Annotated in this window: 13 protein-coding genes and 7 pseudogenes; 18 read left to right on the top strand and 2 right to left on the bottom strand. The window is 51.4% G+C overall.

The window, feature by feature from the left end; genetic code table 11:
* The 3 genes and pseudogenes from BHE85_RS23250 to viaA form a co-directional block, all read left to right on the top strand.
* Nucleotides 1-221: pseudogene (locus BHE85_RS23250) on the top strand (IS4 family transposase); the annotation flags it as partial.
* Nucleotides 222-323: 102 nt separating this feature from the next.
* The gene (gene ravA / locus BHE85_RS23255) at nt 324-1,820 is read left to right on the top strand and encodes an ATPase RavA (protein WP_005009183.1); all 1,497 of its coding nucleotides are present in this window, start codon (nt 324-326) and stop codon (nt 1,818-1,820) included.
* A pseudogene (viaA, locus tag BHE85_RS23260) lies at nt 1,814-3,264 on the top strand (ATPase RavA stimulator ViaA). Before ravA ends, viaA begins: the two are co-directional and overlap by 7 nt.
* A gap of 4 nt (nt 3,265-3,268) precedes the next feature.
* Here viaA and asnA read toward each other — a convergent pair.
* Nucleotides 3,269-4,260, bottom strand: a pseudogene (gene asnA, locus BHE85_RS23265) (aspartate--ammonia ligase).
* Between the two features lie 151 nt (nt 4,261-4,411).
* On the opposite strand from asnA, the gene asnC reads away from it, so the two are divergent.
* From asnC to glmS, 15 genes and pseudogenes are all read left to right on the top strand, one after another.
* A complete protein-coding gene (gene asnC, locus BHE85_RS23270; RefSeq protein WP_000432969.1) occupies nt 4,412-4,870 on the top strand; it encodes a transcriptional regulator AsnC in 459 nt (152 codons plus the stop codon).
* 89 nt (nt 4,871-4,959) lie between these two features.
* Nucleotides 4,960-5,403 (top strand): FMN-binding protein MioC, encoded by a 444-nt coding sequence (gene mioC, locus BHE85_RS23275; RefSeq protein ID WP_039064330.1) that lies wholly within the window; start codon nt 4,960-4,962, stop codon nt 5,401-5,403.
* A gap of 378 nt (nt 5,404-5,781) precedes the next feature.
* Nucleotides 5,782-7,671 (top strand): tRNA uridine-5-carboxymethylaminomethyl(34) synthesis enzyme MnmG, encoded by a 1,890-nt coding sequence (gene mnmG / locus BHE85_RS23280; RefSeq protein WP_000499788.1) that lies wholly within the window; start codon nt 5,782-5,784, stop codon nt 7,669-7,671.
* Between the two features lie 63 nt (nt 7,672-7,734).
* A complete protein-coding gene (gene rsmG, locus BHE85_RS23285; protein ID WP_000932839.1) occupies nt 7,735-8,358 on the top strand; it encodes a 16S rRNA (guanine(527)-N(7))-methyltransferase RsmG in 624 nt (207 codons plus the stop codon).
* A 616-nt stretch (nt 8,359-8,974) separates the two neighbouring features.
* Nucleotides 8,975-9,354, top strand: a pseudogene (gene atpI / locus BHE85_RS23290) (F0F1 ATP synthase subunit I).
* Between the two features lie 8 nt (nt 9,355-9,362).
* A complete protein-coding gene (gene atpB / locus BHE85_RS23295; protein WP_000135625.1) occupies nt 9,363-10,178 on the top strand; it encodes a F0F1 ATP synthase subunit A in 816 nt (271 codons plus the stop codon).
* Between the two features lie 46 nt (nt 10,179-10,224).
* Nucleotides 10,225-10,464: a F0F1 ATP synthase subunit C gene (gene atpE / locus BHE85_RS23300; RefSeq protein ID WP_000429386.1), complete on the top strand. Its 240-nt coding sequence runs from the start codon at nt 10,225-10,227 to the stop codon at nt 10,462-10,464.
* A 61-nt stretch (nt 10,465-10,525) separates the two neighbouring features.
* A pseudogene (gene atpF / locus BHE85_RS23305) lies at nt 10,526-10,995 on the top strand (F0F1 ATP synthase subunit B).
* 14 nt (nt 10,996-11,009) lie between these two features.
* Complete coding sequence (atpH, locus tag BHE85_RS23310; RefSeq protein ID WP_001288587.1) at nt 11,010-11,543, top strand: F0F1 ATP synthase subunit delta; 534 nt, start codon at nt 11,010-11,012, stop codon at nt 11,541-11,543.
* A 12-nt stretch (nt 11,544-11,555) separates the two neighbouring features.
* Nucleotides 11,556-13,097, top strand: a complete 1,542-nt coding sequence (atpA, locus tag BHE85_RS23315; protein WP_001176745.1) for a F0F1 ATP synthase subunit alpha — start codon at nt 11,556-11,558, stop codon at nt 13,095-13,097.
* A gap of 50 nt (nt 13,098-13,147) precedes the next feature.
* Nucleotides 13,148-14,011 (top strand): F0F1 ATP synthase subunit gamma, encoded by an 864-nt coding sequence (gene atpG / locus BHE85_RS23320; RefSeq protein WP_000896496.1) that lies wholly within the window; start codon nt 13,148-13,150, stop codon nt 14,009-14,011.
* 26 nt (nt 14,012-14,037) lie between these two features.
* Nucleotides 14,038-15,420 carry a F0F1 ATP synthase subunit beta gene (gene atpD / locus BHE85_RS23325; protein ID WP_000190506.1) on the top strand — a complete coding sequence of 461 codons (1,383 nt, stop codon included), beginning with the start codon at nt 14,038-14,040 and terminating at the stop codon, nt 15,418-15,420.
* A gap of 20 nt (nt 15,421-15,440) precedes the next feature.
* Entirely contained in the window at nt 15,441-15,860 is a 420-nt protein-coding gene (locus BHE85_RS23330; protein WP_001251973.1) for a F0F1 ATP synthase subunit epsilon, read from the top strand.
* Nucleotides 15,861-16,210: 350 nt separating this feature from the next.
* Nucleotides 16,211-17,581 carry a bifunctional UDP-N-acetylglucosamine diphosphorylase/glucosamine-1-phosphate N-acetyltransferase GlmU gene (gene glmU / locus BHE85_RS23340; protein ID WP_000933751.1) on the top strand — a complete coding sequence of 457 codons (1,371 nt, stop codon included), beginning with the start codon at nt 16,211-16,213 and terminating at the stop codon, nt 17,579-17,581.
* A gap of 161 nt (nt 17,582-17,742) precedes the next feature.
* Nucleotides 17,743-19,571, top strand: a pseudogene (gene glmS, locus BHE85_RS23345) (glutamine--fructose-6-phosphate transaminase (isomerizing)).
* 49 nt (nt 19,572-19,620) lie between these two features.
* Here the strand turns inward: glmS and BHE85_RS23350 are convergent.
* Nucleotides 19,621-19,904, bottom strand: a pseudogene (locus BHE85_RS23350) (IS4 family transposase); the annotation flags it as partial.

Raw genomic sequence — 19,904 nt, forward strand, 5'->3', positions numbered from 1 at the left:
AATCAACTGAGTTTCTCAGAATCATGCGGAATGGTGATGAGAATGCTGATGACATTGCAGGGCGCTTCACCGGGACGTATACCGGAGCTGATGCGCGATCTTGCAAGTATGGGACAACTTGTGAAATTACCGACGAGAAGGGGAAGGGCCTTCCGAGAGTGGTAAAGGAGAGGCCCTGGAAATACCCCACAGCCCCGAAAAAGAGCCAGTCAGTTGCTTAACTGACTGGCATTACCCCCCTTTGAGACTATTTTAGCCACCAGCAAGAAACGTCTATACTCGCAATTTACGCAGAACTTTTGACGAAAGGACGCCACTTCATTATGGCTCACCCTCATTTATTAGCGGAAAGAATTTCCCGCCTGAGCAGTTCGTTGGAAAAGGGGCTTTATGAACGTAGCCACGCCATCCGCTTGTGTTTATTAGCGGCATTAAGTGGTGAAAGTGTGTTCCTCCTTGGCCCGCCAGGTATTGCCAAAAGTTTGATCGCCCGGCGCTTAAAATTCGCCTTTCAGAATGCCCGCGCGTTTGAATATCTGATGACCCGCTTCTCCACGCCGGAAGAAGTTTTTGGTCCCCTTTCTATTCAGGCGCTAAAAGATGAAGGGCGCTATGAACGTTTAACCAGCGGTTACCTGCCGGAAGCAGAAATTGTCTTTCTGGATGAGATCTGGAAAGCGGGCCCGGCAATTCTTAATACCTTGCTCACCGCCATTAACGAGCGCCAGTTCCGCAACGGTGCACACGTAGAAAAAATCCCGATGCGTCTGCTGGTGGCGGCCTCCAACGAGCTGCCGGAAGCAGACAGCAGTCTGGAAGCGTTATATGACCGCATGCTGATTCGTCTGTGGTTAGATAAAGTGCAGGATAAAGCGAATTTCCGCTCCATGCTGACCAGTCAACAGGATGAAAACGACAATCCGGTTCCTGATGCCTTGCAGGTCACAGATGAAGAATATGAACGCTGGCAGAAAGAGATTGGTGAAATTACGCTGCCCGATCATGTATTTGAGCTGATTTTTATGCTGCGCCAGCAACTGGATAAATTACCGGATGCGCCTTATGTCTCGGATCGTCGCTGGAAAAAAGCGATCCGATTATTGCAGGCCAGCGCCTTTTTTAGCGGTCGCAGTGCTGTTGCCCCGGTAGATCTCATTTTGCTGAAAGATTGCCTGTGGTATGACGCGCAAAGCCTGAATTTGATACAACAACAAATTGATGTATTGATGACCGGTCACGCCTGGCAACAGCAAGGGATGTTGACCCGCCTAGGCGCGATTGTGCAACGTCACCTGCAACTTCAGCAGCAACAAAGCGATAAAACAGCCTTAACGGTAATTCGTCTGGGCGGCATTTTTAGCCGTCGTCAGCAGTATCAACTCCCTGTTAACGTTACTGCTTCCACTCTGACTCTGCTGCTGCAAAAACCGTTAAAACTGCATGATATGGAAGTGGTTCATATCTCCTTTGAGCGTAGCGCGCTGGAACAGTGGCTGAGTAAAGGTGGTGAAATTCGCGGCAAACTGAACGGTATCGGCTTTGCCCAGAAACTGAATCTGGAAGTTGATAGCACCCAACATCTTGTTGTACGCGATGTAAGTTTACAAGGCAGTACGCTGGCACTTCCCGGTTCATCGGCTGAAGGTCTGCCAGGTGAAATAAAACAACAACTGGAAGAGCTTGAAAGCGACTGGCGTAAGCAACACGCTTTATTCAGCGAACAGCAAAAATGTCTGTTTATCCCTGGCGACTGGTTAGGTCGCATTGAAGCCAGCCTACAGGATGTCGGTGCACAGATTCGCCAGGCACAACAATGCTAACGCAGGATACGCTTAATGTGATGCTGGCCGTCAGCGAAGAGGGATTGATCGAAGAGATGATCATCGCACTGCTGGCCTCACCGCAGCTGGCGGTCTTCTTTGAAAAATTCCCACGACTGAAGGCAGCAATCACTGATGATGTTCCCCGCTGGCGTGAGGCGCTGCGCAGTCGGCTGAAAGATGCCCGAGTCCCGCCAGAACTCACCGAAGAGGTGATGTGCTATCAGCAAAGCCAGCTCCTCTCCACGCCGCAGTTTATTGTGCAGCTACCACAGATCCTGGACTTACTGCATCGTCTGAATTCCCCATGGGCAGAACAAGCCCGGCAGTTGGTTGATGCTAACAGCACAATAACTTCAGCGTTACACACGCTTTTTCTCCAGCGCTGCGTTTAAGTCTGATCGTGCAAGCAACGACGTTAAATCAACAGCTATTAGAAGAAGAACGCGAACAACTGTTAAGTGAAGTTCAGGAACGCATGACGCTGAGCGGACAACTTGAACCGATTCTCGCAGATAACAATACCGCAGCTGGTCGTCTGTGGGATATGAGCGCCGGCCAGCTTAAACGTGGCGACTATCAGTTGATTGTGAAATACGGTGAATTTCTTAACGAACAGCCGGAACTGAAACGCCTGGCAGAGCAGCTGGGGCGTTCTCGGGAAGCCAAATCAATACCGCGCAACGATGCGCAGATGGAAACCTTCCGCACCATGGTGCGCGAACCGGCGACGGTTCCTGAGCAGGTTGATGGTCTGCAACAAAGCGATGATATTTTACGTCTCCTGCCGCCAGAACTGGCGACACTAGGGATAACGGAACTGGAGTATGAGTTTTACCGTCGGCTGGTGGAAAAACAGTTGCTCACCTATCGCCTGCACGGTGAGTCGTGGCGTGAAAAAGTGATCGAACGTCCGGTGGTACATAAAGATTACGATGAACAGCCGCGCGGGCCGTTTATTGTCTGTGTGGATACTTCCGGCTCAATGGGCGGCTTTAATGAACAGTGTGCGAAAGCGTTCTGCCTGGCCTTGATGCGCATTGCTCTCGCAGAAAACCGGCGCTGCTATATTATGCTATCTTCCACCGAGATCGTCCGTTATGAGCTTTCAGGCCCACAAGGCATCGAACAAGCAATCCGTTTTTTAAGCCAGCAGTTTCGTGGCGGCACCGATCTTGCCAGTTGTTTTCGCGCCATTATGGAACGCTTGCAAAGCAGGGAATGGTTTGATGCCGATGCGGTGGTGATTTCTGATTTTATCGCTCAGCGGTTGCCTGACGACGTGACGAGTAAAGTGAAAGAGCTGCAGCGGGTACATCAGCATCGCTTTCATGCCGTGGCGATGTCGGCACACGGCAAACCCGGCATCATGCGCATTTTCGATCATATCTGGCGCTTTGATACCGGGATGCGAAGCCGCCTGCTCAGACGCTGGCGGCGATAAATTATTACAGCAGAGAAGGGACGCTCTCGCGAACAGCAGCTGGCCATACTCCACACTGAACCTGGCCGATATGCGGCAGTTGCAGCAGCAGCATAGTCAAACGAGACTGGCCGATACCGCCGCCGATGGTCTGCGGCATTTCACCGCGCAGCAGCGCCTGATGCCATTCCAGCTGCAGACGATCTTCATCACCGGTCAGCGCCAGCTGATGCTTCAGCGTGTCGGCATCCACGCGGATCCCCATGGAAGAAAGCTCAAACGCATCTTCCAGTACAGGGTTCCACACCAGAATATCGCCGTTCAGACCCGCATGACCCAGCTCTGACGGGGTGCTCCAGTCATCATAATCCGGTGCGCGCAGTCGTGGCGATGACCATCGCTCAGCTTGCCGCCAATCCCGACAAGGAATACCGCGCCAAGATCTTTCGCTATCGCCCGCTCACGCCCTTTGGCATCGAGATCCAGATAACGAGACAGTAACTCCTGGCTGTGTACGAAGTGGATCTGATCCGGCAGGAACGGTGCCAGGCCAAACTCTTCGCTAACCGCAGCTTCGGTTGCTTTAATTCCCGCCCAGATCGCCTCTACCGTGCTTTTCAGAGTCGAGAATTGACGCTCACCGTCGCCCATTACGCGTTCCCAGTCCCACTGGTCTACATAGACCGAGTGCAACGGAGAAAGACGGTCTTCATCGGGGCGAAGGGCTTTCATGTGCGTGTACAGCCCTTCGCCCGCGCTGAAGTCGTGTTGCCCTAAGGTCTGACGTTTCCACTTCGCCAGTGAATGAACCACTTCGAACTGGGCATCAGGCAGAGCTTTCACTTTTACCTGCACCGCTTTTTCACAGCCCGACAAGTTATCCTGCGTGCCATCCCCCACACGGCTAAGAATCGGTGCCTGGACTTCGATCAGCCCCAGACGTTCTTCCAGTTGACGAGAAAAGTGAGATTTCACGAAGCTAATTTGGCGTTGTTTGGCAATGTAAGCGGTTTTCATTTTTTATACTCCTGCGTCCTGTTGCTTATGATTAAGCAACAAAAACCGACACACATGCAATAATCATTCAATAAAAAGCCTAACACACTTTTGATTCATTAAAAAAGAAGGCTAAAATAGAATGAATCATCAATCTGCATAAGAAAATCCTATGGAAAATTATCTGATCGACAATCTGGACCGTGGCATCCTGGAAGCATTAATGGGCAATGCGCGCACCGCTTACGCCGAACTGGCGAAACAATTTGGCGTCAGTCCGGGGACGATTCACGTTCGGGTAGAGAAAATGAAGCAGGCGGGGATCATTACCGGGGCGCGTATTGATGTCAGCCCGAAGCAGCTCGGTTATGACGTAGGCTGCTTTATCGGCATTATATTAAAGAGCGCCAAAGACTACCCTTCCGCGCTGGCAAAGCTGGAAAGCCTTGATGAAGTCACTGAAGCCTATTACACAACAGGCCACTACAGCATCTTTATAAAAGTAATGTGCCGTTCGATCGACGCTCTCCAGCATGTACTTATCAACAAGATCCAAACAATTGATGAAATTCAGTCCACCGAGACATTGATCGTCCTGCAACACCCGATCATGCGTACTATCAAGCCCTGATCGGCTTTTTTAATCCCATACTTTTCCACAGGTAGATCCCAACGCGTTCACAGCGTACAATACGCCACTCTTAATAAAGGTGGCGGTTTATGGCAGATATCACTCTTATCAGCGGCAGCACCCTCGGCGGTGCCGAATATGTAGCAGAACACCTGGCTGAAAAGCTGGAAGAGGCGGGTTTTACCACCGAAACGCTGCACGGTCCGCTGTTGGAAGATTTATCTGCCTCGGGGATCTGGCTGATTATCAGCTCCACCCACGGTGCCGGAGATATTCCGGACAACCTTTCTCCTTTCTATGAAGCATTGCAGGAACAGAAGCCCGATCTTTCTGCGGTCCACTTTGGCGCAATCGGTATTGGTAGTCGTGAATATGACACCTTTTGTGGGGCTATCGATAAACTCGAGGCAGAACTCAAAAATTCCGGTGCAAAACAGACAGGCGAAACACTGAAGATCAACATTCTTGATCACGACATTCCGGAAGATCCGGCAGAAGAATGGCTGGGATCGTGGATTAATTTACTCAAATAAGTATACAGATCGTGCGTTCTACTGTGGATAACTCTGTCAGGAAGCTTGGTTCAACCGGTAGTTATCCAAGGAACAACGGTTGTTCAGTTTTTGAGTTGTGTATAACCCCTCATTCTGATCCCAGCTTATACGGTCCAGGATCACCGATCATTCACAGTTAATGATCCTTTCCAGGTTGTTGATCTTAAAAGCCGGATCCTTGTTATCCACAGGGCAGTGCGATCCTAATAAGAGATCACAATAGAACAGATCTCTAAATAAATAGATCTCCTTTTTAATACCCAGGATCCCAGGTCTTTCTCAAGCCGACAAAGTTGAGTAGAATCCACGGCCCGGGCTTCAATCCATTTTCATACCGCGTTATGCGAGGCAATCACCATGTTTTATCCGGATCCTTTTGACGTCATCATCATTGGCGGGGGTCATGCAGGCACCGAGGCCGCGATGGCCGCGGCGCGTATGGGTCAACAGACTCTGCTTTTGACACACAATATCGACACTCTGGGGCAGATGAGCTGCAACCCGGCGATCGGCGGTATTGGGAAGGGACATCTGGTAAAAGAAGTGGATGCACTCGGCGGTCTGATGGCGAAAGCGATCGATCAAGCGGGTATCCAGTTTAGGATACTAAACGCAAGCAAAGGACCGGCGGTTCGCGCTACCCGAGCTCAGGCGGATCGTGTGCTCTACCGTCAGGCGGTACGTACGGCGCTGGAGAACCAACCGAACCTGATGATCTTCCAGCAGGCGGTTGAAGATCTTATTGTCGAAAACGATCGCGTGGTCGGTGCTGTTACCCAAATGGGACTGAAGTTCCGTGCCAAAGCCGTCGTGCTCACCGTTGGGACGTTCCTCGACGGTAAAATTCATATCGGTCTGGATAATTACAGCGGTGGCCGTGCTGGTGATCCGCCGTCCATTCCGCTTTCTCGCCGTTTGCGTGAACTGCCGCTGCGCGTTGGTCGTCTGAAAACCGGGACACCACCGCGTATTGATGCTCGAACTATCGACTTTAGTGTGCTGGCGCAACAGCATGGCGATAACCCAATGCCGGTATTCTCGTTTATGGGCAATGCGTCCCAGCATCCCCAGCAGGTGCCGTGTTATATCACTCATACCAACGAGAAAACCCATGATGTGATCCGCAGTAACCTCGATCGTAGCCCAATGTATGCAGGGGTGATCGAAGGTGTCGGCCCACGCTACTGCCCGTCGATCGAAGACAAAGTCATGCGCTTCGCCGACAGAAATCAGCATCAGATCTTCCTTGAACCGGAAGGACTGACCTCTAATGAAATTTATCCGAACGGTATCTCCACCAGCCTGCCGTTCGATGTGCAGATGCAAATCGTCCGCTCTATGCAGGGGATGGAAAACGCGAAGATCGTGCGTCCGGGTTATGCCATTGAGTATGACTTCTTCGATCCTCGCGACCTGAAACCGACGCTGGAGAGCAAGTTTATCCAGGGGCTGTTCTTTGCTGGTCAGATTAACGGCACTACCGGTTACGAAGAAGCCGCTGCGCAAGGTTTGCTGGCCGGTCTTAACGCTGCCCGTCTGTCTGCTGACAAAGAAGGTTGGGCTCCGGCACGTTCTCAGGCGTATCTCGGCGTACTAGTTGATGACCTGTGCACTTTAGGAACCAAAGAACCGTATCGTATGTTTACTTCGCGCGCAGAATATCGTCTGATGCTACGCGAAGATAATGCGGATCTGCGTTTGACTGAAATCGGTCGTGAACTGGGCCTGGTGGATGACGAACGTTGGGCGCGCTTTAACGAGAAACTTGAGAATATCGAGCGTGAGCGTCAGCGTCTGAAATCGACCTGGGTAACCCCGTCGGCGGAAGCTGCAGCCGAAGTGAATGCTCACCTGACTGCGCCGCTTTCCCGTGAAGCCAGTGGTGAAGATCTGCTGCGTCGTCCGGAAATGACTTATGAAAAATTAACCACGCTGACGCCGTTTGCCCCTGCGTTGACAGACGAACAGGCGGCGGAACAGGTTGAGATTCAGGTTAAATACGAAGGTTATATCGCGCGCCAGCAAGATGAGATCGAAAAGCAGCTGCGTAACGAGAACACCCTGCTACCCGCGACACTGGATTACCGCCAGGTATCCGGTCTTTCTAACGAAGTGATCGCCAAACTTAACGATCACAAACCAGCCTCTATCGGCCAAGCTTCGCGTATTTCTGGCGTCACGCCTGCGGCTATCTCCATTCTGCTGGTGTGGCTGAAAAAACAGGGTATGCTGCGTCGTAGCGCATAACGCATTAAAAATGCCTGGTAAGCACCCGCTTACCAGGCAACGCATCAAGAACAGGTAATCACCGTGCTCAACAAACTCTCCTTACTGCTGAAAGACGCAGGTATTTCGCTTACCGATCACCAGAAAAACCAGCTTATTGCCTACGTGAATATGCTGCATAAATGGAACAAAGCGTACAACCTGACTTCGGTCCGCGATCCTAATGAGATGCTGGTACGCCATATTCTCGATAGCATTGTGGTGGCACCGTATCTGCAAGGTGAACGGTTTATCGATGTCGGCACCGGACCAGGACTGCCAGGCATTCCACTCTCTATCGTGCGTCCTGAAGCCCATTTCACTCTGTTGGATAGCCTTGGTAAACGCGTGCGTTTCCTTCGTCAGGTGCAACATGAGCTTAAACTGGAGAATATTGAACCTGTACAGAGCAGGGTAGAAGAGTTTCCTTCAGAGCCGCCATTTGATGGCGTAATTAGCCGCGCTTTTGCCTCTCTGAACGATATGGTGAGCTGGTGCCACCATCTTCCTGGTGAGCAAGGCCGTTTCTACGCGCTGAAAGGGCAAATGCCGGAAGATGAAATCGCTTTGTTGCCCGAAGAATATCAGGTCGAATCAGTGGTTAAACTTCAGGTTCCAGCCCTGGATGGCGAACGTCATCTGGTGGTGATTAAAGCAAATAAAATTTAATTTTTATCAAAAAAATCATAAAAAATTGACCGGTTAGACTGTTAACAACAACCAGGTTTTCTACTGATATAACTGGTTACATTTAACGCCACGTTCACTCTTTTGCATCAACAAGATAACGTGGCTTTTTTTGGTAAGCAGAAAATAAGTCATTAGTGAAAATATCAGTCTGCTAAAAATCGGCGCTAAGAACCATCATTGGCTGCTAAAACATTATTAAAAATGTCAATGGGTGGTTTTTGTTGTGTAAATGTCATTTATTAAAACAGTATCTGTTTTTAGACTGAAATATCATAAACTTGCAAAGGCATCATTTGCCAAGTAAATAAATATGCTGTGCGCGAACATGCGCAATATGTGATCTGAAGCACGCTTTATCACCAGTGTTTACGCGTTATTTACAGTTTTTCATGATCGAACAGGGTTAGTAGAAAAGTCGCAATTGTATGCACTGGAAAAATATTTAAACATTTATTCACCTTTTGGCTACTTATTGTTTGAAATCACGGGGGCGCGCCGTATAATTTGACCGCTTTTTGATGCTTGACTCTAAGCCTTAAAGAAAGTTTTATACGACACGCGGCATACCTCGAAGGGAGCAGGAGTAAAAAACGTGATGTCTGTGTCGCTCGTGAGTCGAAACGTTGCTCGGAAGCTTCTGCTCGTTCAGTTACTGGTGGTGATAGCAAGTGGATTGCTGTTCAGCCTCAAAGACCCCTTCTGGGGCGTCTCTGCAATAAGCGGGGGCCTGGCAGTCTTTCTGCCTAACGTTTTGTTTATGATATTTGCTTGGCGTCACCAGGCGCATACACCAGCGAAAGGCCGGGTGGCCTGGACATTCGCATTTGGCGAAGCTTTCAAAGTTCTGGCGATGTTGGTGTTACTGGTGGTGGCGTTGGCGGTTTTAAAGGCGGTATTCTTGCCGCTGATCGTTACGTGGGTTTTGGTGCTGGTGGTTCAGATACTGGCACGGCTGTAATTAACAACAAAGGGTAAAAGGCATCATGGCTTCAGAAAATATGACGCCGCAGGATTACATAGGACACCACCTGAATAACCTTCAGCTGGACCTGCGTACATTCTCGCTGGTGGATCCACAAAACCCCCCAGCCACCTTCTGGACAATCAATATTGACTCCATGTTCTTCTCGGTGGTGCTGGGTCTGTTGTTCCTGGTTTTATTCCGTAGCGTAGCCAAAAAGGCGACCAGCGGTGTGCCAGGTAAGTTTCAGACCGCGATTGAGCTGGTGATCGGCTTTGTTAATGGTAGCGTGAAAGACATGTACCATGGCAAAAGCAAGCTGATTGCTCCGCTGGCCCTGACGATCTTCGTCTGGGTATTCCTGATGAACCTGATGGATTTACTGCCTATCGACCTGCTGCCGTACATTGCTGAACATGTACTGGGTCTGCCTGCACTGCGTGTGGTTCCGTCTGCGGACGTGAACGTAACGCTGTCTATGGCATTGGGCGTATTTATCCTGATTCTGTTCTACAGCATCAAAATGAAAGGCATCGGCGGCTTCACGAAAGAGTTGACGCTGCAGCCGTTCAATCACTGGGCGTTCATTCCTGTCAACTTAATCCTTGAAGGGGTAAGCCTGCTGTCCAAACCAGTTTCACTCGGTTTGCGACTGTTCGGTAACATGTATGCCGGTGAGCTGATTTTCATTCTGATTGCTGGTCTGTTGCCGTGGTGGTCACAGTGGATCCTGAATGTGCCGTGGGCCATTTTCCACATCCTGATCATTACGCTGCAAGCCTTCATCTTCATGGTTCTGACGATCGTCTATCTGTCGATGGCGTCTGAAGAACATTAATTTACCAACACTACTACGTTTTAACTGAAACAAACTGGAGACTGTCATGGAAAACCTGAATATGGATCTGCTGTACATGGCTGCCGCTGTGATGATGGGTCTGGCGGCAATCGGTGCTGCGATCGGTATCGGCATCCTCGGGGGTAAATTCTTGGAAGGCGCAGCGCGTCAACCTGATCTGATTCCTCTGCTGCGTACTCAGTTCTTTATCGTTATGGGTCTGGTGGATGCTATCCCGATGATCGCTGTAGGTCTGGGTCTGTACGTGATGTTCGCTGTCGCGTAGTAAGCGTTGCTTTTATTTAAAGAGCAATATCAGAACGTTAACTAAATAGAGGCATTGTGCTGTGAATCTTAACGCAACAATCCTCGGCCAGGCCATCGCGTTTGTCCTGTTCGTTCTGTTCTGCATGAAGTACGTATGGCCGCCATTAATGGCAGCCATCGAAAAACGTCAAAAAGAAATTGCTGACGGCCTTGCTTCCGCAGAACGAGCACATAAGGACCTTGACCTTGCAAAGGCCAGCGCGACCGACCAGCTGAAAAAAGCGAAAGCGGAAGCCCAGGTAATCATGAGCAGGCGAACAAACGCCGCTCGCAGATTCTGGACGAAGCGAAAGCTGAGGCAGAACAGGAACGTACTAAAATCGTGGCCCAGGCGCAGGCAGAAATTGAAGCCGAGCGTAAACGTGCCCGTGAAGAGCTGCGTAAGCAAGTTGCTATCCTGGCTGTTGCTGGCGCCGAGAAGATCATCGAACGTTCCGTGGATGAAGCTGCTAACAGCGACATCGTGGATAAACTTGTCGCTGAACTGTAAGGAGGGAGGGGCTGATGTCTGAATTTATTACGGTAGCTCGCCCCTACGCCAAAGCAGCTTTTGACTTTGCCGTCGAACACCAAAGTGTAGAACGCTGGCAGGACATGCTGGCGTTTGCCGCCGAGGTAACCAAAAACGAACAAATGGCAGAGCTTCTCTCTGGCGCGCTTGCGCCAGAAACGCTCGCCGAGTCGTTTATCGCAGTTTGTGGTGAGCAACTGGACGAAAACGGTCAGAACCTGATTCGGGTAATGGCTGAAAATGGTCGTCTTAACGCGCTCCCGGATGTTCTGGAGCAGTTTATTCACCTTCGTGCCGTGAGTGAGGCTACCGCTGAGGTAGACGTCATTTCCGCTGCCGCACTGAGTGAACAACAGCTCGCGAAAATTTCTGCTGCGATGGAAAAACGTCTGTCACGCAAAGTTAAGCTGAATTGCAAAATCGATAAGTCTGTAATGGCAGGCGTTATCATCCGAGCGGGTGATATGGTCATTGATGGCAGCGTACGCGGTCGTCTTGAGCGCCTTGCAGACGTCTTGCAGTCTTAAGGGGACTGGAGCATGCAACTGAATTCCACCGAAATCAGCGAACTGATCAAGCAGCGCATTGCTCAGTTCAATGTTGTGAGTGAAGCTCACAACGAAGGTACTATTGTTTCTGTAAGTGACGGTGTTATCCGCATTCACGGCCTGGCCGATTGTATGCAGGGTGAAATGATCTCCCTGCCGGGTAACCGTTACGCTATCGCACTGAACCTCGAGCGCGACTCTGTAGGTGCGGTTGTTATGGGTCCGTACGCTGACCTTGCCGAAGGCATGAAAGTTAAGTGTACTGGCCGTATCCTGGAAGTTCCGGTTGGCCGTGGCCTGCTGGGCCGTGTGGTTAACACTCTGGGTGCACCAATCGACGGTAAAGGTCCGCTGGATCACGACGGCTTCTCTGCTGTAGAAGCAATCGCTCCGGGCGTTATCGAACGTCAGTCCGTAGATCAGCCGGTACAGACCGGTTATAAAGCCGTTGACTCCATGATCCCAATCGGTCGTGGTCAGCGTGAATTGATCATCGGTGACCGTCAGACAGGTAAAACCGCACTGGCTATCGATGCCATCATCAACCAGCGCGATTCCGGTATCAAATGTATCTATGTCGCTATCGGCCAGAAAGCGTCCACCATTTCTAACGTGGTACGTAAACTGGAAGAGCACGGCGCACTGGCTAACACCATCGTTGTGGTAGCAACCGCGTCTGAATCCGCTGCACTGCAATACCTGGCACCGTATGCCGGTTGCGCAATGGGCGAATACTTCCGTGACCGCGGTGAAGATGCGCTGATCATTTACGATGACCTGTCTAAACAGGCTGTTGCTTACCGTCAGATCTCCCTGCTGCTCCGTCGTCCGCCAGGACGTGAAGCATTCCCGGGCGACGTTTTCTACCTCCACTCTCGTCTGCTGGAGCGTGCTGCACGTGTTAACGCCGAATACGTTGAAGCCTTCACCAAAGGTGAAGTGAAAGGGAAAACCGGTTCTCTGACCGCACTGCCGATTATCGAAACTCAGGCGGGTGACGTTTCTGCGTTCGTTCCGACCAACGTAATCTCCATTACCGATGGTCAGATCTTCCTGGAAACCAACCTGTTCAACGCCGGTATTCGTCCTGCGGTTAACCCGGGTATTTCCGTATCCCGTGTTGGTGGTGCAGCACAGACCAAGATCATGAAAAAACTGTCCGGTGGTATCCGTACCGCTCTGGCACAGTATCGTGAACTGGCAGCGTTCTCTCAGTTTGCATCCGACCTTGACGATGCAACACGTAAGCAGCTTGACCACGGTCAGAAAGTGACCGAACTGCTGAAACAGAAACAGTATGCGCCGATGTCCGTTGCGCAGCAGTCTCTGGTTCTGTTCGCAGCAGAACGTGGTTACCTGGCGGATGTTGAACTGTCGAAAATTGGCAGCTTCGAAGCCGCTCTGCTGGCTTACGTCGACCGTGATCACGCTCCGTTGATGCAAGAGATCAACCAGACCGGTGGCTACAACGACGAAATCGAAGGCAAACTGAAAGGCATCCTCGATTCCTTCAAAGCAACCCAATCCTGGTAACGTCTGGCGGCTTGCCTTAGGGCAGGCCGCAAGGCATTGAGGAGAAGCTCATGGCCGGCGCAAAAGAGATACGTAGTAAGATCGCAAGCGTCCAGAACACGCAAAAGATCACTAAAGCGATGGAGATGGTCGCCGCTTCCAAAATGCGTAAATCGCAGGATCGCATGGCGGCCAGCCGTCCTTATGCAGAAACCATGCGCAAAGTGATTGGTCACCTTGCACATGGTAATCTGGAATATAAGCACCTTTACCTGGAAGACCGCGACGTTAAACGCGTGGGCTACCTGGTGGTGTCGACCGACCGTGGTTTGTGCGGTGGTTTGAACATTAACCTGTTCAAAAAACTGCTGGCGGAAATGAAGACCTGGACCGACAAAGGCGTTCAATGCGACCTCGCAATGATCGGCTCGAAAGGCGTGTCGTTCTTCAACTCCGTGGGCGGCAATGTTGTTGCCCAGGTCACCGGCATGGGGGATAACCCTTCCCTGTCCGAACTGATCGGTCCGGTAAAAGTGATGTTGCAGGCCTACGACGAAGGCCGTCTGGACAAGCTTTACATTGTCAGCAACAAATTTATTAACACCATGTCTCAGGTTCCGACCATCAGCCAGCTGCTGCCGTTACCGGCATCAGATGATGATGATCTGAAACATAAATCCTGGGATTACCTGTACGAACCCGATCCGAAGGCGTTGCTGGATACCCTGCTGCGTCGTTATGTCGAATCTCAGGTTTATCAGGGCGTGGTTGAAAACCTGGCCAGCGAGCAGGCCGCCCGTATGGTGGCGATGAAAGCCGCGACCGACAATGGCGGCAGCCTGATTAAAGAGCTGCAGTTGGTATACAACAAAGCTCGTCAGGCCAGCATTACTCAGGAACTCACCGAGATCGTCTCGGGGGCCGCCGCGGTTTAAACAGGTTATTTCGTAGAGGATTTAAGATGGCTACTGGAAAGATTGTCCAGGTAATCGGCGCCGTAGTTGACGTCGAATTCCCTCAGGATGCCGTACCGCGCGTGTACGATGCTCTTGAGGTGCAAAATGGTAATGAGCGTCTGGTGCTGGAAGTTCAGCAGCAGCTCGGCGGCGGTATCGTGCGTACCATCGCAATGGGTTCCTCCGACGGTCTGCGTCGCGGTCTGGATGTAAAAGACCTCGAACACCCGATCGAAGTCCCGGTAGGTAAAGCGACTCTGGGCCGTATCATGAACGTACTGGGTGAACCGGTCGACATGAAAGGCGAGATCGGTGAAGAAGAGCGTTGGGCGATTCACCGCGCAGCACCTTCCTACGAAGAGCTGTCAAACTCTCAGGAACTGCTGGAAACCGGTATCAAAGTTATCGACCTGATGTGTCCGTTCGCTAAGGGCGGTAAAGTTGGTCTGTTCGGTGGTGCGGGTGTAGGTAAAACCGTAAACATGATGGAGCTCATTCGTAACATCGCGATCGAGCACTCCGGTTACTCTGTGTTTGCGGGCGTAGGTGAACGTACTCGTGAGGGTAACGACTTCTACCACGAAATGACCGACTCCAACGTTATCGACAAAGTATCCCTGGTGTATGGCCAGATGAACGAGCCGCCGGGAAACCGTCTGCGCGTTGCTCTGACCGGTCTGACCATGGCTGAGAAATTCCGTGACGAAGGTCGTGACGTTCTGCTGTTCGTTGACAACATCTATCGTTACACCCTGGCCGGTACGGAAGTATCCGCACTGCTGGGCCGTATGCCTTCAGCGGTAGGTTATCAGCCGACCCTGGCGGAAGAGATGGGCGTTCTGCAGGAACGTATCACCTCCACCAAAACTGGTTCTATCACCTCCGTACAGGCGGTATACGTACCTGCGGATGACTTGACTGACCCGTCTCCGGCAACCACCTTTGCGCACCTTGACGCAACCGTGGTACTGAGCCGTCAGATCGCGTCTCTGGGTATCTACCCGGCCGTTGACCCGCTGGACTCCACCAGCCGTCAGCTGGACCCGCTGGTGGTTGGTCAGGAACACTACGACACCGCGCGTGGCGTTCAGTCCATCCTGCAACGTTATCAGGAACTGAAAGACATCATCGCCATCCTGGGTATGGATGAACTGTCTGAAGAAGACAAACTGGTGGTAGCGCGTGCTCGTAAGATCCAGCGCTTCCTGTCCCAGCCGTTCTTCGTGGCAGAAGTATTCACCGGTTCTCCGGGTAAATACGTCTCCCTGAAAGACACCATCCGTGGCTTTAAAGGCATCATGGAAGGCGAATACGATCACCTGCCGGAGCAGGCGTTCTACATGGTCGGTTCCATCGAAGAAGCTGTGGAAAAAGCCAAAAAACTTTAACGCCTTAATCGGAGGGTGATATGGCAATGACTTACCACCTGGACGTCGTCAGCGCAGAGCAACAAATGTTCTCTGGTCTGGTCGAGAAAATCCAGGTAACGGGTAGCGAAGGTGAACTGGGGATCTACCCTGGCCACGCACCGCTGCTCACCGCCATTAAGCCTGGTATGATTCGCATCGTGAAACAGCACGGTCACGAAGAGTTTATCTATCTGTCTGGCGGCATTCTTGAAGTGCAGTCTGGCAACGTGACCGTTCTGGCCGACACCGCAATTCGCGGCCAGGATCTCGACGAAGCGCGAGCCATGGAAGCGAAACGTAAGGCTGAAGAGCACATTAGCAGCTCTCACGGCGACGTAGATTACGCTCAGGCGTCTGCGGAACTGGCCAAAGCGATCGCGCAGCTGCGCGTTATCGAGTTGACCAAAAAAGCGATGTAACACCGGCTTGAAAAGCACAAAAGCCAGTCTGGAAACAGGCTGGTTTTTTTTTACGCGTGATCCGTCCTGAAGAGCGTTCACATAGATCCTGCTGATATAAAACACCCCTGTTTTCCCGTTTATTCATTGATCGAAATAAGAGCAAAAACATCCACCTGACGCTTAAATGAAGGTACTGCCTTAATTTTCTGCAGACAAAAGGCGTGACGATGGTCGAAAATGGCACTTTCGTCAGCGGGGATAATCCGTTATTGAACAATTTATCCTCTGTCCATTTCACGATGAAAAAAATGTAGTTTTTTCAAGGTGAAGCGGTTTAAATTCGTTCTCAAATTACAGTCAGGACGCGTATGTTGAATAATGCTATGAGCGTAGTGATCCTTGCCGCAGGCAAAGGCACGCGCATGTATTCCGATCTTCCGAAAGTGCTGCATACCCTTGCCGGGAAAGCGATGGTTCAGCATGTCATTGATGCTGCGAATGAATTAGGCGCAGCGCACGTTCACCTGGTGTACGGTCACGGCGGCGATCTGCTTAAACAGGCGCTGAAAGACGACAACCTTAACTGGGTGCTTCAGGCAGAGCAGCTGGGTACGGGTCATGCAATGCAGCAGGCCGCACCTTTCTTTGCCGATGATGAAGACATTTTAATGCTCTACGGCGACGTGCCGCTGATCTCTGTCGAAACACTCCAGCGCCTGCGTGATGCTAAACCGCAGGGTGGCATTGGTCTGCTGACGGTGAAACTGGATGATCCGACCGGTTATGGACGTATCACCCGTGAAAATGGCAAAGTTACCGGCATTGTTGAGCACAAAGATGCCACCGACGAGCAGCGTCAGATTCAGGAGATCAACACCGGCATTCTGATCTCTAACGGCGCAGATATGAAACGCTGGCTGGCGAAGCTGACCAACAATAATGCTCAGGGCGAATACTACATCACCGACATTATTGCGCTGGCGTATCAGGAAGGGCGTGAAATCGTCGCCGTTCATCCGCAACGTTTAAGCGAAGTAGAAGGTGTGAATAACCGCCTGCAACTCTCCCGTCTGGAGCGCGTTTACCAGTCCGAACAGGCTGAAAAACTGCTGTTAGCAGGCGTTATGCTGCGCGATCCGGCGCGTTTTGATCTGCGCGGTACGCTTACTCACGGGCGCGATGTTGAAATTGATACTAACGTTATCATCGAGGGCAACGTGACTCTCGGTCATCGCGTGAAAATCGGCACCGGTTGCGTGATTAAAAACAGCGTGATTGGCGATGATTGCGAAATCAGTCCGTATACCGTTGTGGAAGACGTGAATCTGGCAGCGGCCTGTACTATTGGCCCGTTTGCCCGTCTGCGTCCTGGTGCTGAGTTGCTGGAAGGTGCACACGTCGGTAACTTTGTTGAGATGAAAAAAGCGCGTCTGGGTAAAGGCTCGAAAGCTGGTCATCTGACTTACCTGGGCGATGCGGAAATTGGCGATAACGTTAACATCGGCGCGGGAACCATTACCTGCAACTACGATGGTGCGAATAAATTTAAGACCATTATCGGCGACGATGTGTTTGTCGGTTCCGACACTCAGCTGGTGGCCCCGGTAACAGTAGGCAAAGGCGCGACCATTGCTGCGGGTACAACTGTGACGCGTAATGTCGGCGAAAATGCATTAGCTATCAGCCGTGTGCCGCAGACTCAGAAAGAAGGCTGGCGTCGTCCGGTAAAGAAAAAGTAATTCTGGCCGGGTAATCCGGTCATCTGGGATGAGGAGATAACATAATCTCCCTCCCACAAGAAGTAACTATAAAAATAACCCCACTCTCTACAAGGCTCGGGGCGCCCGAAAAAACGGGCATACAGGTTGACCGACAACGATATAAATCGGAATCAAAAACTATGTGTGGAATTGTTGGCGCGATCGCGCAACGTGATGTAGCAGAAATCCTTCTTGAAGGTTTACGTCGTCTGGAATACCGCGGATATGACTCTGCTGGTCTGGCCGTTGTTGATGCGGAAGGTCATATGACCGCCTGCGTCGCCTCGGTAAAGTCCAGATGCTGGCTCAGGCAGCGGAAGAACATCCTCTGCATGGCGGCACCGGTATTGCTCACACTCGCTGGGCGACCCACGGTGAACCTTCAGAAGCTAACGCGCATCCGCATGTTTCTGAACACATTATGGTGGTGCATAACGGCATCATCGAAAACCATGAACCGCTGCGTGAAGAGTTAAAAGCGCGTGGCTATACCTTCGTTTCTGAAACCGACACCGAAGTGATTGCCCATCTGGTGAACTGGGAGCTAAAACAAGGCGGGACTCTGCGTGAGGCTGTTCTGCGTGCTATCCCGCAGCTGCGCGGTGCGTACGGTACAGTGATCATGGACTCCCGTCACCCGGATACCCTGCTGGCGGCACGTTCTGGTAGTCCGCTGGTGATTGGCCTGGGTATGGGCGAAAACTTTATCGCTTCTGACCAGCTGGCGCTGCTGCCGGTGACCCGTCGCTTTATCTTCCTTGAAGAGGGCGATATTGCGGAAATTACTCGCCGTTCGGTAAACATCTTCGATAAAACTGGCGCGGAAGTAAAACGTCAGGATATCGAATCCAATCTGCAATATGACGCGGGCGATAAAGGTATTTACCGTCACTACATGCAGAAAGAGATCTACGAACAGCCGAACGCGATCAAAAACACCCTTACTGGGCGCATCAGCCACGGTCAGGTTGATTTAAGCGAGCTGGGACCGAACGCCGACGAACTGCTGTCGAAGGTTGAGCATATTCAGATCCTCGCCTGTGGTACTTCTTATAACTCCGGTATGGTTTCCCGCTACTGGTTTGAATCGCTGGCAGGTATTCCGTGCGACGTCGAAATCGCCTCTGAATTCCGCTATCGTAAATCTGCCGTGCGTCGTAACAGCCTGATGATCACCTTGTCACAGTCTGGCGAAACCGCGGATACCCTGGCGGGCCTGCGTCTGTCGAAAGAGCTGGGTTACCTTGGTTCGCTGGCAATCTGTAACGTTCCGGGTTCTTCTCTGGTGCGCGAATCCGATCTGGCGCTGATGACCAACGCGGGTACGGAAATCGGCGTGGCGTCCACTAAAGCATTCACCACTCAGTTAACTGTGCTGTTGATGCTGGTGGCGAAGCTGTCTCGCCTGAAAGGTCTGGATGCCTCCATTGAACATGACATTGTGCATGGTCTGCAGGCGCTGCCGAGCCGTATTGAGCAGATGCTATCTCAGGACAAACGCATTGAAGCTCTGGCAGAAGATTTCTCTGACAAACATCACGCACTGTTCCTGGGCCGTGGCGATCAGTACCCAATCGCACTGGAAGGCGCATTGAAGCTGAAAGAGATCTCCTACATTCACGCTGAAGCCTACGCTGCTGGCGAGCTGAAACACGGCCCGCTGGCGCTGATTGACGCGGATATGCCGGTTATCGTCGTTGCACCGAACAACGAACTGTTGGAAAAACTGAAATCCAACATTGAAGAAGTTCGCGCGCGTGGCGGTCAGTTGTATGTCTTCGCCGATCAGGATGCGGGTTTTGTAAGTAGCGATAACATGCACATCATCGAGATGCCGCATGTGGAAGAGGTGATTGCACCGATCTTCTACACCGTTCCGCTGCAGCTGCTGGCTTACCATGTCGCGCTGATCAAAGGCACCGACGTTGACCAGCCGCGTAACTTGGCAAAATCGGTTACGGTTGAGTAATCACTATCATAGATAAAAAAGGGCTGCCGACCGGTGTAATGCCAGTCAGTTAAGCAACTGACTGGCTCTTTTTCGGGGCTGTGGGGTATTTCCAGGGCCTCTCCTTTACCACTCTCGGAAGGCCCTTCCCCTTCTCGTCGGTAATTTCACAAGTTGTCCCATACTTGCAAGATCGCGCATCAGCTCCGGTATACGTCCCGGTGAAGCGCCCTGCAATGTCATCAGCATTCTCATCACCATTCCGCATGATTCTGAGAAACTCAGTTGATTCGGCCAGTAACCTTTCAGATGTTCCGCCATTTTAATCATCTGATATCTCACCAGATTATAAGC

It is taken from the genome of Shigella sp. FC1567, assembly GCF_001743015.1.
Taxonomy (GTDB): Bacteria; Pseudomonadota; Gammaproteobacteria; order Enterobacterales; family Enterobacteriaceae; genus Escherichia; species Escherichia coli.

Coding starts and splice junctions, on each gene's coding strand:
- atpB (WP_000135625.1), top strand. CDS start 9,363: ATGGCTTCAGAAAATATGACGCCGCAGGATTACATAGGACACCACCTG.
- atpD (WP_000190506.1), top strand. CDS start 14,038: ATGGCTACTGGAAAGATTGTCCAGGTAATCGGCGCCGTAGTTGACGTC.
- mioC (WP_039064330.1), top strand. CDS start 4,960: ATGGCAGATATCACTCTTATCAGCGGCAGCACCCTCGGCGGTGCCGAA.
- BHE85_RS23330 (WP_001251973.1), top strand. CDS start 15,441: ATGGCAATGACTTACCACCTGGACGTCGTCAGCGCAGAGCAACAAATG.
- atpA (WP_001176745.1), top strand. CDS start 11,556: ATGCAACTGAATTCCACCGAAATCAGCGAACTGATCAAGCAGCGCATT.
- atpH (WP_001288587.1), top strand. CDS start 11,010: ATGTCTGAATTTATTACGGTAGCTCGCCCCTACGCCAAAGCAGCTTTT.
- atpG (WP_000896496.1), top strand. CDS start 13,148: ATGGCCGGCGCAAAAGAGATACGTAGTAAGATCGCAAGCGTCCAGAAC.
- ravA (WP_005009183.1), top strand. CDS start 324: ATGGCTCACCCTCATTTATTAGCGGAAAGAATTTCCCGCCTGAGCAGT.
- glmU (WP_000933751.1), top strand. CDS start 16,211: ATGTTGAATAATGCTATGAGCGTAGTGATCCTTGCCGCAGGCAAAGGC.
- asnC (WP_000432969.1), top strand. CDS start 4,412: ATGGAAAATTATCTGATCGACAATCTGGACCGTGGCATCCTGGAAGCA.
- mnmG (WP_000499788.1), top strand. CDS start 5,782: ATGTTTTATCCGGATCCTTTTGACGTCATCATCATTGGCGGGGGTCAT.
- atpE (WP_000429386.1), top strand. CDS start 10,225: ATGGAAAACCTGAATATGGATCTGCTGTACATGGCTGCCGCTGTGATG.